Genomic DNA, 14051 nt, shown 5'->3' with positions numbered 1-14051 from the left:
CTCAAGAATAATTATGACCCCAGAACATCAACACGCACTGCTCAGGCACTGGCTACAGGATGAGCCTCACGCTATTGATCTGGCCTACCAGTTTGTGGCGATCAGCCAGATATGGGATGACCTGATCGACCGGGATAAGCCGGTGGACAACGACGCCATTAACCGCATGATGCGGTATGCGCTGGTCGAAATTCCGAAAAACCCCTTTTACCAGACCCATATCCAGAGCCTGCACCCGGTACTGGAAGACCGTCTTTATACCTGGCTCGATGCTAATGCGCTGGAAGCCAAGGGCAACTGTCGGGACTTGCAGGTGAGCTACATCATACGTTCCGTTATTACTGACCTGATCATTCATTTGGCCTTTCTGGTGGGTGGCTTTGACTGGCGGCAACAGGCCGCTCTTGCCCTGCGTCAGGCGGTGTACCGGGACAACGAATCATTCTTTGACTACTGGAAGGAGCAGCGTCATGTGTATGAGCAGTGACTCACCGGACGTACCGGAAGCGGGTCCCATGGAACGGACAATGGTGGACTTGTCGGAGCGCCAGCTTCAGGACTACGAGCAGATGTATGACCCTCTTGCCCGCAAGATGGTAGACGACAGCAAGGAGCTGGGTACTGCGGCATTCCGTCAGCATACCGGCAATGTGGCAGCGGCAGCCGCACGACAGCAGTCCGGCACCGTGAATGCCAGTGCCGGGTCAGCGCCTTTGTTGAAGCAGGGGCTGGTCGAGCAGGGCATTGGTAAAGATATGGCTGTCGGCGGCGCTGTCTCCCAGGGCGATATGCTCAGCAAGAGTCAGGAAGTGGTGGGCAAGCTGGGTATGGCGCAACTGGGCAGGGGGCAGTCGCAAACCGCCTCACAGACCTTTGGTAATGTGGCAGCAAATGAGTACGCCGAGAATATTGCCGAGGCTAACGCCGACGCCAGTAAGAGCGCTGCCCGGTCTTCAGCTGCCGGAACCGTGGCAGGGATTGGGGCGGGCTACTGGCTGACCAAACCGCAGACCCCTTCTGTCAACATGCAGGGACAGAAGAAACCCCTGTACGACAACCCCGCCTTTATCAAAAACTTTTAACTGCTCTTTAGCAAGGAAGGCTGATTATGTGTATGGAAGTTGAAGCCGCAACGGATCATACCCTGCAAAACCGTCAGGCCGAACAGGCTAAAAAGATCGACAAGAACTATCGGGAAGTGTTTCAGCCTCTGGAACGTGAACTGGTGGGTCTGGCCATGGATGACAAGTTTGTCGGAAAGTCTGCCAGCGACGCTTATCAGGCAGCCGGTAAAGCCTTTGACGCAGGCGAGGGCAGCACCGCAAGAGGGCTTGCAGGCTTTGGTATGAACCTGACCCCTGACCAGCAAAAGGCACTGGACTTTAAACGGGCGATGGGGCGCAACACCGCCACCATGGGCGCAGCCAGTACTGCACGACAGAACGCTGAAACCCTTCAGGGCAATATTAAAAGCAACATGCTTTCTATTGGCCGGGGTGTTCAGGCGCAGGGGCTGAGTGGACTGAATCAGGCAGCGGGTATGGAGTCAGGCCGTAATCAGGCTAGCCATAATGCCGCAGGACAGAAAACTTCCCAGAACTACCAGACCGCCGGAACCATTGCCACGATTGGAGGCTTGGCGATGTTTTCCGAACGGAAGAAGAAAAAGAACATCAAGCCCCGCAGCGATGAGCAGGATATGGCCGACGTGCGTCGTATTGATAACCACGAGTACGACTATAAGGAAGGCATGTCCGGCGGTCGTCGTGAACAGGGGCATATTGGCCCCATGGCCGATGACGCCCCCGCCAGCATTTCCGACGGCAAGACTATTGATATTGGTGATATGCAGAGCCTTGGGCTGGGTGCCATTCGCAATCTGGATAAACGACTGAAGAAGATGGAAGGGAGATCACAGAATGAATCCTAATGCCTTTGCCGATGGCGCAGCCCGTGGTCTGGGTATGTTTATGCAGGTTCAGGGACATAAAGACCGGCAGGAAGAGAAAGCCTATAACCGCAAGATGCAGAAACAGTTGTTTGATATGCGGCTGGAAGACCGGGAGTATCAGCGTGGCCGTGATAAAGTAGCGGATGAACGTCATCAGGAAGGTCTGGACTACCGTAACAAGCGTGATGGCGTTATGGATCAGCGTTATCAGAACACGCTGGATTACCGTGACAAGCGTGATGCTATTGGGGATAGTCGCTGGCAGCAGAACTTTGATGCAAGCAAGGGCATCAGGGCATTGCAGACACAAAACCTGCAAGGACAGATAAACGACCGAAAGCGGAAAAATCATCAGGCCAACATAAAGAGAATTTCCACCGCCTATTCACTGGCATACAAAGAGGGAAACGTTAACGCCATGAATGCCCTGAAGCGGGCATATATCGGCGCATGGAACACTAATCCCGCACGTCGGCAGGAGCTACAGAAAGGTGCTGCTGAAGGTCATACCAAAGTTATGACTGATCTGGATGAACAACCCGGTGGACGACTGTTGCCGGAAATCACCACCTACGACCAAGAGGGTAATGAAGTCAGTGTCAGTGCCTTGAGCCGTGACCGTAGCAGTCGTCCGGATGACCCCTATATGACCGTGGATCGTGATGCTATTTTTGGTGACGTGATGAATGACCCGGATATGGCGGAGTATATGATTCGGGCTGAATCAGCGCTGAATGGGATATCGGACAAAGGCAGCAATCAGTACCGGAACGTTGCCCGCTATAACGAATTTGGCGAGCGTGAAGGGGAGGACGTTTACCTGATTGACAAAGAGCGGGGCGGTCTGGTGCCGATGCCAATCCTTGGTCAGCCTTCAAGACCTGTAAGACAGCCCGCACCAAATGAGCTACCTGAAGGCATGACAGCTCAACATATTGCCTCATTCCTCAGGGCAAACCCCGGAGCTACCCGTAAAGACGCTATTAACGCATGGACGGCCAGATAATGAGCGACAGCAAGTTCACAATTCCTGACGACTGGGGTCAGACAGAAGAGCAGAAACCAGCATTTAATATTCCGGATGAGTGGGGGGAGCCTGAGAAAAAAAGTAACCAGCAAGGTTATGGAGCCGACTTGGTTGATGCGGCACAACAGGGAGCCTATTCCGGAACCGCTGATCTGGTGTCCGGGGTAGAAATGCTGCTGGGTGGTGACGGTGAAAACGCTGTCACTGATTATTTACGTGAAAGGGCTGACCAGCAGTATGAGGAAATGTCGGATTCCGGTCGTGAAGCCATGCAGGGGTTTGGCTTTGAGGCTGATGAGGATAGTGTCACAGGGTATGGCCTGAAAGACAGCAGTTCATTGTCAGGGTTTGGCCTTAACCTTGCTTCTGGCCTTGGTAGCTTTGCCCCGTCAATGGTGCCGGGAGGCGTTGCGGCCAAGGGTATTTCTGCCTTTACCAAAGGCAAGAAAGCTTTTGACGTGGCTAATAAGGTAAGAAAAGCAAAAGCCCTTGGCGACGCTGAAAAGCTCAGGAAATTAAAAAAACTTGAAAGTCGTATCGACAAGGCCAGCAGTGCTACCGGGTTTGGTTTAACGGGTGGCGCAATGATAGGGGGAGGCGGTGCAGAGCAGGCCAGGCAGAATATTTTAAATGCCAGCCCTGAAGAACTGCACACACTCCCAAGATTCCAGTCGCTGGTTCGACAGCTGTCTGATACTTCTGAGCCTTTGACAGAAGCAGAAGTATTCCGTCTTGCCAGAGATGAGTTGGCGAACGAGATAGCAAGGGATGCTTTTAACAAATCCGCAGCCGTCGGTGCTGTTTCAATGGGTGTAGCGGGTCCCATTATGGAGAAGACCATCAGAGGAGGGACCGGTCTTAGTGCGTTTAGAAATACACTGGCAGGTTCGGCAACAGAAGGTCTTCAGGAATTTTCCGAAGGTGTTGGTCAGACAGCTTCTGTGAACCATGCTTTAAATGCAGCAGGAATGGAAAGAGATATTTTTGAGGGAGCCATTGAAGATGGACTGACTGGCGCTGTAGTTGGCGCGGGTGTCGGTGGCGGTGTAGCTTATGGCGGTTCCAAGATTAATCAGTTCCGGTCGTCTTCCAGAACGCCTTCTGAAGCCGCAGAACAGGCACGACAGGAAGTTAGGGAACAGGGTGGCGATGCATTGCAGCAGGCACAGGCTGCCAGTGAGGCGGCAGGCAGCATTCTGAAGCAGCAATCATTCCCGGCAGAACTTGACACAGAATTCAATGTCATTGAAGAGAAGGCAGAGACACCTTCAGGGAGTCTGTCTTTTGATGACTGGGGACAACAGCAAGGCTATAACCAGACAACCGAAAGCGTACAGCATCTTGATAGCAAGAATTGGTTCGGGCAACTGGAGCAAGATCGTAGACAGAAGCCAAGGGGCGTTGTTGAATACTTTCCACCTTATGCGACGAATGCAACCTCACAACCCGACCTGTCAGAAACAGCACCGCAAGCTAAATCCTACACCTATGAGAATGGGGTTAATTACCAGAGCGAATCAGCGAATGGTCTGGGTTTGGCCCCATTCACCGAAAACTACCAGCCTGACAACACGGTTGAATACTCCAAGGCTGATGAACTCAGCCGGGGCATTGAAACCGATATTCAGCAAAGGGCTGAAGCTGAACAACTCGCTGCTGAACAGCAGGCATTGGCACAGCAACAGGCGTTTGATAAGGAAATTGCCGACGTACAGGCTGAGAGCCTGCCGGAAAGAGAGCAGGCATTGCAGCAGGACTACCCGCTTCAGAAAGTCGCCGGTCTGCCGGACAGTCGTCTTGAGTCGCCCCAGTATCGGGAGTACCTGACCGAAGTCGCTGATATAGCCCATCAGGATACAGTCGCCAGTCGTCGTAAGAATCTGGACGACGATGAAACCGTATTGATGGCGATCCGTCGTCATAAGGGTCTGGTACAGGGCAGTGTAGAAGACACCATTGTTGAAAGTCTGAAGTTCAAACTGAAAAGCAAAGAGCTGAAAGGATTGCCCAGCCAGTACCTGAGAAAGAACGGCGGTATGACGCTGGACGATATGGCAACGGCGCTGTATGAAGATGGCTTTAATATTGATGGTCGGGAAATGACCGTTAATGAACTGAGTGAAGCCATTGATAATGAATTGTCCGGTCGTCCAATGTTTGCAGACTTTCAGGGGCGCTCCCTGACCGACGACCGCTACACGCCCAAGACTGTCACCAACCGGATCACTGAGCCTGCTGTTAAGGCTGCTCTGAATGGTGAGCCTCTGTCACCTGTGTATCAGCGGGAAATCACCCGCCTTCTTAACGAAGCGGAGAACGACCCGGTGTTTGAGGCGCCTGCTTTTTTAAACGAGCAGGAAGCCCGGATTGAGCAGGAAAGACAGGCTAATGCCTTGCCGGAAGGGTGGTTTGAGCAGTGGGAGCCCGTAAACTTTGAAGAAGCTGATGCTACTATAGGAGTGGACAGCAAGGACTTTAACGATGCAGACTGGAAATTAATCGCTGAAGCACAAGAACAAATTCTGCTTGAAGAGGCTGCACTTCACGAACAGCAGAACACCATTGAGGAATCTAACCTTGAAAGAACAGCAGGACAACTCTCAGCAAGAACAGAAGCCAACCCTGACACCGAAGCAGGCGAAAGCGTACGCCAGAGCGTTAATGAACTCCAGGAAGAAGCATCAGCAAGCCAAACAGAACCAGAAGTAACCCCTTCTGATTTCTCCCTTGAAACCCAGACCGAAGCATCCCTTCAGCAGCAGGCCGAACAACAGCAGGCGGCTGAAGCGGCAGAGCGTGAAGCCCAAAAGCAGGAACAGCAGAAAGCCGAAGCCGACAGGGAGCGTAATGATTTCGCCCTGACGGGTTCTGATTCTGTGTCTGACCAGGCAACTGCCAGAGGTCAGGCCGACCTGCTTTCTCCATCAAATAACGATCAAATAAAGAAACCCGCAGAAGACAAGGCTTCTGAAGCGGACAGCACTGAAAAAGCAGCCAGTCAGCAAATAGAAGACTTCGGTGAAAAGATCGGCGGAGCCCGAAAGGATGTCTGGTCAAGCTATCGGGAAAGCCTGTCAAACGATGTTGACGTGGAAGCTCAACCCCTGAGCAAAACCTTTCCTGAACCGAATTATGAAAAACTCCATGAAGCCGGTGCCGATATTCAGTCGCTGGCGATTATTGCCGCCCTTCGGGCAGATATTCCCGCCAAGCCCCGTCGTACCTACAAGCTGAAAAGCTGGGCTGAGAACGTGGAAGCGGCAAGACAGATCGCCAGTATGCTGGTTGACAGTCAGGTGTCTTCTGACCGTGTACTGGAAGCGATGAAGCAGGACGGCAACGCCCCGGAAGGTGTGATCAATATCATTCCGGTTCTGGCAAAGCTGGAGCCCGGACAACTGAAAGCAGCGGCAGGGTTCAGGATTCGGTCAGGCTCTTTCTCTATCTTCAATGGCCAGCAACGTAACCCCGGTAAGCCGATCTATTACTTGCAGGACAATAAAGGCAAGCGCAACCATTTTGACCTGTCTTCTGAGAGTCTGACGGAAATTCAGGAGCAGGTACTGGGCTTTATTCGCGGGCAACTGGAAGCAAGCCCCGGCAGGAAAGGACGACAAACCCGCTTTGACGTGTTCCGTACCCGTGGCAGCAAAACCTTCTGGGTCGGTAAAAAGATTGCGTCGGGTAAGTTTGTGACATTGAAAACCGGCTTTGACAGTGCCGGTGAGGCAACGAAGTTCCTGAAGGAGAATCAGGACTGGCTGGAACAGGAGTTGAAGCGCAAGAAGGATGTGCCGGCGCATCGTCGTTCAATCAATCAGGATCGGCAGGGGCTTGATTATCGTGATGGGCAGGATGTTTTACCGGAAACCTTTTCTGAAGCTTTTAGTTTCCGTGGGGTGGAGTTCGGTAATTGGGTTGAACAGGGACGCCGACAGAGTGATTTGAACCGGGCTTATGATGCTTTGCGGGATTTGGCAGATGTGCTGGGCATTCCCACACAGGCTCTATCCCTGAATGGCGATTTGGGGCTGGCTTTCGGAGCCAGGGGCAGAGGTGGCAAAAGACCAGCAGCTGCTCATTATGAGCCTGACAAAATAGCGATCAATCTAACCAAGAACAACGGCCCGGGCTCTCTGGCTCATGAATGGTGGCATGCCCTTGATAACTATTTTTCCCGCAAGCGCGGCCAACCGGGTGAGTTTATCACTAACAACCCGAAAAAAGGCGTATTTAAAAATAACAAGTATCAAAGGGATGACAGTGTTCGCAATGAAGTAGAGGACGCATTTGATGCGGTTGTCAATGCTATTGAAAATACCGGACTGCCTGCCCGATCAAGAGAGCAAGATGCGACACGCAGTAAAGATTACTGGTCAACAGTTATTGAGATGACCGCCAGAAGTTTTGAAAACTACGTCATCCAGAAGCTTGAAGCCAGTGGTTTTCATAATGATTATCTTGCCAATATTGTTTCAGAGCAGGAGTTCGGAGGGACGCCTGATAGCTACCCTTACCTGACCGCCAAAGAAAAAGAGTCTGTTACCAGGGCGTTCGACCAGCTGTTTGCCAGCCTGAAAACCGAAGCTACTGACAAGGGCGTCAAGCTGTACCGTCTGGGCAGTGGCAAGGGCATCAAGTTGAACAATGCCCGTCTGGTCGCCCACCGGATGAAGAAGGAGCTGGGTGTAGGTGTTGAGGCGGTGGCCACGGAAAGCGATCTGCCTGACCATCTGCAAAGTGAGATTCGCAGGGATAGCGTTAGTGGTCGTGTAAAAGGGATTTACGACCCGGTGTCGGGTAATGCCTTTATTATTGCTGACAAGCTGGACGGTGCCAGGGATGCGGTTAAGACCCTGCTACATGAGCTGGTCGGTCATAAAGGTGTACGACTGGCGTTAGGCACTAAGCTGAACCTGAGCATGGCTGGTATTTACCGGGATATGCCGGCGGATGTACGACAGACGATTGAAACGGAGTACGCTAGCCAGCTGGAAGGCTTGTCTACCGGCAAGCGCAAGATGCGGGTAGCAGAAGAGTATGTTGCCCGGATGGCAGAAAGTAACCCGCAACTGCCATTAATGAAGCGGCTGTACAGCAAGTTGAGGCGAGTGCTGCGCAATGTTCTGCCAAGCATTAAATGGACGGATGCCGATCTTGTGGAGCTGGTGCAGGCGGGGAAGAGGGCTTTGCGTAAATCGGGGAACGACCGTGGAGAAAGTCTTTACTCTCTGGAATCGGCTGATGCAGATTCTGCTAATGGCTCAGGCCAGCAGGGTAGCCGGTCGGATTTCATCGTCACCCCTGAAACCTGGCAGGACCTGTTTATCCGCAAGATTCAGGATAAGTTCAGGCCGCTGAAACGCACTCAGGACGCTCTTTCCGTGAATGGTGCCTCGCCTCTGTCGGAAGAGATGGACACCTATCTGGCTGAGGAACTGTCCCACGGCAGGATTGAAGAATCCCTGCGACGGTTTGAGAACCGGCATGTTCGCCCCCTGGCACGAGCCATTGCGGAATCGTCCGTAGAGCGTGAAGAACTCGACCTGTACCTTTATGCCAGACACGCACCGGAGCGTAACGCCCATATCGCCCGCATCAATGACAAGATGCCCGATGGCGGTTCGGGTATGACCAATGCCCAGGCGGCAGATATTCTTGCCCACTTTGATGCAGAGGGTAAAACCCCGGAGCTTCAGTCACTGGCGGACAGGGTGTACCGGATCAATAAACAACGACTGTCCATTCTGAACAGTGCCGGACTGGAGCCCAAAGAGGTACTGAAGAGCTGGAACCGCTACCAGAACTATATTCCCCTGAAGGGCAAGGGCGAGCAGGTAGAGAGCGCAGTCCACCGGCAGAATACCGGACGCGGGTTTGATATTCGCGGCAGGGAATCCATGCGTGCCATGGGGCGGCGCTCAATGGCGGAAAGCCCCCTGCTGCATTCACTGGCAGCCTATGAGGAAACGCTGGTTCGTAAAGAAAAGAACGAAGTGGCAAAAGTTTTCCTGAAGATGGTGCAGGCACACCCGAACAAGGATTACTGGGAAGTGTTCAGTGAAGATCATCTGGATACCAAGCGCCTGTTTGATCCACGCACGGAAAAAGTAGTTGATCGTAAGAACCCGCTGATGAGGCTGGACCGTGACAGTTACTTTGCGGTGAAGGTGAACGGCAAGGAACACTACATCAAGCTGGCTGATAAACAGCTGCTGGCGGCCATGCAGAACCTTGGGCCGGAAAAGCTGGGTGCTGTTACCCAGATGTTGGGCCGGGCGAATCGTTTCCTGGCATCCCTGAACACCAGCATTAACCCGGAGTTTGTTATCTCCAACTTCAGCCGGGATATTCAGACAGCAGTTCTGAATGTCATTGCTGAGCAGGATTTAAGCGACGGTCGTATTAAGGGGCAGCAACTGGCGACAGAGGTCGTTAAGGATATACCCAGCGCCATGCGGGGCATCTGGCGCAACCTTCGGGAAAAAGACGGCGAATCCACTGAGTACCAGAGGTGGTTTAATGACTTCCGGGAGGATGGCGGCAAGATCGGTTTCTTTGGCCTGAACGACTTTGATGTGCAGGCCAGGCGGATCAAGGAATTGATTACGGTGGCTGAAGGGGGCAATAAAGGCCAGGCTCTGGAAATGTGGGGAAACCTGCGTGACCTGGTTGAAGACAGCAACGCTGCCGTGGAAAACGCTGTACGACTGTCGGCTTACGTCAATGCCCGTAAGGCTGGCGTCAGTCGTAAAAAAGCCGCCAGTCTTGCCAAGAACCTGACTGTTAACTTTAACCGTAAGGGAGAGCTGGGTGTTTATATGAACGCCCTGTATATGTTCTTCAATGCGGGTGTTCAGGGTACGGCACAGTTTGTCCGGGTGATGAAGTCCAAACGGGCGCAAACTGTAGCGGCAGGTCTGGCGGGTGCGTCCCTGCTGCTGGCTGAATGGAACCGAATGGTGTCCGGTGAAGACGACGATGGTGAGAACTGGTGGGACAAGGTGCCGGATTATGTGAAGGAGCGTAACCTTGTCATTATGAAGTGGTGGAAAGACGACGGTTCTTATATCTCTGTGCCGCTGCCTTATGGTTATAACGTCTTTCATGTGGCGGGTATATTGACGGATGACCTGATCAGGGGGCAGAAGTCTGTTCCTGAAGCGGCGACTGAAGCCGTTAAGGCGTTGCTGGGAGCCTTTAACCCGATTGGTTTGCAGGATTCTGAAAGTACTGAGAAGGCAGTTATTAAGAGCGTGTCGCCTACGGTGCTATCCCCCGTCGTACAACTAGCCGTCAATGAAAACTTCTACGGTGCGCCGATTTATAAAGAAGGCTTCCCGGGGGCAACCCCAAGGCCGGACAGTGCTTTACCCATGAAGTCTACCAAGACCCTGTTCCGTGACCTTGCTACCTGGCTCAATGAGGCCACTGGTGGCACAGGCTTCCGTAGCGGCTGGGCGGATATCAGCCCGGACAGTATTGAGCATCTGTTTGAGTTTGCCACGGGTGGCGCGGGTGCTTTTGTCGGTCGTACGTTTAATGCGGCATTCGGCGATAAAAAGCTGTCCGAACTGGAAGATCGGGAGATCCCGTTCTGGCGCAAGCTCAATGGTACGGTGTCGGAATACCGGGATGTTCAGACTTTCTATGACCGACTGGACGAGGTGAACCAGTACCGGGATGAGCATAAGTCACTGCCCGCCAGCGAACGGCAGGAGTATCGGGCGGAGTATGACCATTACCTGAGACTGTCCAGCATGGCCCGTCGTACCCGTAAGCGACTGAGAAAGCTTCAGGATCGTATGGACTTTGTAGAAAACAGCGACAGGCCGGAAGCGGAGAAGGAAGCCTTGCTGGAACGGTTACGGGAACGGATGAACCGGGAGGTGGATCGGTTTAATGGGGAGTATGGGGAGTTGGTGGAGTAGGCTTTTGCCTACTCTCAGCTGCCTTTTGCTTGCAGCCAGTCCAGATAGAAGTTAAGAAATCTTGGCTTTGTTCGTTCAGAGATTTGCAGGCCGTGGCAGACTCTGGCAAACAAGTCAGTGTGCAGTGTTTCAAATGGCTGAAAAACGCCTTTCTTAACGCCGTTGACTATCTTGTCAGCAGGGACGATCTGAATCCGGCTGTAATCAACAAAGCTCTTTTTGGAGATAAAAGAATGATCGCCGGGGTAGAGTACGCAACTGTTGTCATAAGGAATACCTTTTTTCACGGAAGACAGACTGACAATCAGAACCAGCTTCTCGTGAGTCACCGGGTCAGTCAAAAGGATGAACAGGTGCTTTAAGTCTTTTCGTCCATCGACTGGGGTAGGTATCAGGAGCGTTGCGCGTTGTACGGGAAAAAACAGCTTCATAAAGAGGCAAATATATCATCCACTGATTGCTTGGAATAAATTTCAGCCTGAAGCTCTTCGGCTTCTTCCGGGGATTTCCCCAGAGCCTGAAATACGTCTTTATAGCGAAGGGGCAAACTACTGCCTTTTGGGTCTTGCCACTCAGGGCATTCATCGTGGGTATAGTCGCTGAGATCATACTTGTGCATGTGACCGAACTTATCCCATACCGCCTGAAGGACTGAGACATCAGCCTTGCTTAACTCGTCGAGATCGGTAAGCGTTATTTTATCTTTCCTGAGATCGACTTCATAACCCGCCCGGTCGCCAATCCAGTCTTTCCAGCCATCGACGCTGGAAGGGGCAGAGTCGTTGATATGGTTTAGCGTACGAGACAGAACCGGTCCGTGATCCAGAGAAACCATCAGGTCGTAGGATATCGGATATCCATACCGTTCCATTGACTCACGATCAGCCAGGTAAAGCAGCTTCATTAACTTCAGCACTGACATTCTTCCCCTGTTCCTGAGCAGGAAGTATGCGGCCATCTGTGCTGCTAACCGATCATTGAACATGAATACGTCACCTGATCCTTTGTGTTTCTGATTTTGGGGCAAATGATTGTAGGAGGTCAACTATATTTGTCAATGCAATTATAGACCGCTATCTGCCGGAGAGGTTCAGAGTTTAGCTATGGAGGGTGAAAAGCCCGGGTTGTTCCGGGCATTTATCCTCTAATTTTTATATAGCAACAGACCAGTGATGATTTTCCGCTTTCAGAATTAGCTGCTCAATAGCGGCAGTCTCTTCATTTTCTGCCAGCAGTCTCAAAAAGAAGCTGACGTTGCTGCTTGTATCAACAGACTCCAGATACAGTGTGCGTAAAACTGCGTCGGATGTTCTGGGGATAACTGTCTGGTCCTTTTCCCATCGGGCAACAGTCTGGGTATCAACGCCCAGAATTTCTGCCAGATGCTTTTGAGACATACCCATTTCGACACGCAGGAATCGGATTTCCTGACCTTCCAGCGTACTTTTCTTTTCTGTAACGTTTTTAGCGATAACCCGGTGCAGGCCGTCTACGTCTTCGATGCCTACATAGGTATCACCATCAATATTCTCGACTTCATAGCCATCTTCCAGATAGATGTAGGACAATCCGCATTCTGTATAGTGATAATTCATTTTCAGTCCTCCATCGCTTATTTAACGATGACTGTTACCAGGTAAATGCCAGGTCGATCTTCCGGCCTGCGTACATCAATCACAAGCTCAATAGTGTCGCCAGAAGAAAACCCCATGAGATTAAACTTCCATGATCCCCTTGGGGTTTGGCAAGGGCTCTCTGTGATGTAGCTATGCCGAGACCTGAGTACATCAAAAACTTGCCTGTTAGAAACGCCCCGCTCAAGCATTCGCTCTTTGGCGTGCTGACCAAATCGCACATGCTGGGTATGGTTAGCGGCCAGATCGCGCACAATAGACAAAGCTGATTTCGGCTTGAGCGGAAATTCTTTTATAGTGAGAGGCTTTTTAGCGTCCATTACTTACCTATCATTTTGATAGCTAACAATATGATAGTTTATTTTATGCGGATGTGAAATGAATTTACGATAAAAGCCGAACCTCCAGCCACTCAATCAGCTTCACCACCTCCCGGTCTGGCAACCTCAGAAGCAAAAACAGCAAGCGCTGGTGAGCGGGCGACCCTATATCAACCCCCAGTAACAGCCAGTCAACAGAAGCCCCGGTAACCTGGTGAATAGCAACCAGTTCATTCATGGATGGCGTGGTCTTGCCCCTCTCCCATCTTGACCACTGGGCAGGGTTCCTATTGACCCGCCTTGCCATCTGCCCCTGGCTTTTCCGGAATGCCTTTCTTGTCTCTCTCAATCTCTCGCCGAATGTATTCATACAACTGCACCAATGTATCGTGTTGGCCTGTCAGAGCCGAAGGTGAGCCTAAAAAATTGCACAGGTCGCATTACTTTCATTGAAACCCTTGCGTCTTGTGCAACTGTGGACAATAAGGTGATCCAGATCAGCTTTTTATTCAGTACAGCTGCAACTATGGGCTACCAGTACTAGAAACAAATAATATAAATACTGTATAAATAGACAGTTTAAAAACTGTATGTAAGAACAGTAGTACATGGAAATAATAATAATGAAGTATGACCCGCTAGAGCGCCTTATCGAACTGGCAGAGTATAGCCATAGCGTTGCCAGCCTGTGTGAAAAAAACGACCTTGAGCAGAAGCTGACGGATCGTGAGCGAACGATGAAGGAGGCGCTGGAGAAAGTCAGCCAGGAAGCTGCTGAACTGGCAATAAGCCTGAACCCGATTATCAGCGCAGAGACCGGCGAGTGGGATTGGGGTGCCGGGCGCTGACAAGTCAACACGCGACCCCCTGAGTATTACCCGAAAGCTATTTCTCAGGACACCCGACCCAATGTGCCGTTTGTCCTGTGGGATGACGTTCCCACCGTGCTCGGTTGTCAGGCCGGAGGTGGAATGTAGAGGATGCCAGCTTGGGTGAATCACGGCAAGCACCTGAAGCTGCTTGCTTGTCAAAAGTGTGAAATTCAGGCTGTGTGCTATAGTGCGATGTACAGTATAAAAGTAGTGCCTGTCGTACAAAAATTACAAATTACAAACGGCCTCTTCACCCCTTAAAAATCAAGCACTTAGAAAATTCTCAAATTACAAAAAATGATCGTAACTTATTGAA

Annotated in this window: 11 protein-coding genes; 6 read left to right on the top strand and 5 right to left on the bottom strand. The window is 51.6% G+C overall.

Annotation, left to right across the window (positions count from 1 at the left end; translation table 11 throughout):
- Nucleotides 1-13 precede the first annotated feature (13 nt).
- From NX722_RS28345 to NX722_RS28325, 5 genes are read left to right on the top strand one after another with little or no spacing between them, the layout of a single operon-like run.
- Nucleotides 14-487, top strand: a complete 474-nt coding sequence (locus NX722_RS28345; protein WP_262566149.1) for a hypothetical protein — start codon at nt 14-16, stop codon at nt 485-487.
- On the top strand, nt 471-1082 hold the full coding sequence (locus NX722_RS28340; protein ID WP_262566150.1) for a hypothetical protein: 612 nt from the start codon (nt 471-473) through the stop codon (nt 1080-1082). Before NX722_RS28345 ends, NX722_RS28340 begins: the two co-directional genes overlap by 17 nt.
- A 26-nt stretch (nt 1083-1108) precedes the next feature.
- The gene (locus NX722_RS28335; RefSeq protein WP_262566151.1) at nt 1109-1930 is read left to right on the top strand and encodes a hypothetical protein; all 822 of its coding nucleotides are present in this window, start codon (nt 1109-1111) and stop codon (nt 1928-1930) included.
- A complete protein-coding gene (locus tag NX722_RS28330; RefSeq protein WP_262566152.1) occupies nt 1920-2957 on the top strand; it encodes a hypothetical protein in 1038 nt (345 codons plus the stop codon). The genes NX722_RS28335 and NX722_RS28330 overlap by 11 nt, the downstream gene beginning before the upstream one ends.
- A complete protein-coding gene (locus NX722_RS28325) occupies nt 2957-10909 on the top strand; it encodes an LPD38 domain-containing protein (RefSeq protein ID WP_262566153.1) in 7953 nt (2650 codons plus the stop codon). Before NX722_RS28330 ends, NX722_RS28325 begins: the two co-directional genes overlap by 1 nt.
- Before the next feature lie 14 nt (nt 10910-10923).
- Here NX722_RS28325 and NX722_RS28320 read toward each other — a convergent pair whose 3' ends face one another.
- The 5 genes from NX722_RS28320 to NX722_RS28300 form a co-directional block, all read right to left on the bottom strand.
- Nucleotides 10924-11340: a hypothetical protein gene (locus NX722_RS28320; protein ID WP_262566154.1), complete on the bottom strand. Its 417-nt coding sequence runs from the start codon at nt 11338-11340 to the stop codon at nt 10924-10926.
- Nucleotides 11337-11894 (bottom strand): Panacea domain-containing protein, encoded by a 558-nt coding sequence (locus NX722_RS28315; RefSeq protein ID WP_262566155.1) that lies wholly within the window; start codon nt 11892-11894, stop codon nt 11337-11339. Before NX722_RS28315 ends, NX722_RS28320 begins: the two co-directional genes overlap by 4 nt.
- A 166-nt stretch (nt 11895-12060) precedes the next feature.
- Nucleotides 12061-12504 (bottom strand): helix-turn-helix domain-containing protein, encoded by a 444-nt coding sequence (locus NX722_RS28310; RefSeq protein ID WP_262566156.1) that lies wholly within the window; start codon nt 12502-12504, stop codon nt 12061-12063.
- A 17-nt stretch (nt 12505-12521) separates the two neighbouring features.
- Nucleotides 12522-12863, bottom strand: coding sequence for a DUF4258 domain-containing protein (locus NX722_RS28305; protein WP_262566157.1), 342 nt, complete (start codon nt 12861-12863; stop codon nt 12522-12524).
- A gap of 64 nt (nt 12864-12927) precedes the next feature.
- Nucleotides 12928-13233, bottom strand: a complete 306-nt coding sequence (locus tag NX722_RS28300; protein WP_262566158.1) for a helix-turn-helix domain-containing protein — start codon at nt 13231-13233, stop codon at nt 12928-12930.
- Nucleotides 13234-13471: 238 nt separating this feature from the next.
- On the opposite strand from NX722_RS28300, the gene NX722_RS28295 reads away from it, so the two are divergent.
- Complete coding sequence (locus NX722_RS28295; protein ID WP_262566159.1) at nt 13472-13711, top strand: hypothetical protein; 240 nt, start codon at nt 13472-13474, stop codon at nt 13709-13711.
- The last annotated feature ends 340 nt before the right edge of the window (nt 13712-14051 follow it).

This window comes from Endozoicomonas gorgoniicola, from assembly GCF_025562715.2.
Taxonomy (GTDB): domain Bacteria; phylum Pseudomonadota; class Gammaproteobacteria; order Pseudomonadales; family Endozoicomonadaceae; genus Endozoicomonas_A; species Endozoicomonas_A gorgoniicola.
This window is presented reverse-complemented; position numbering and strand designations above follow the sequence as displayed.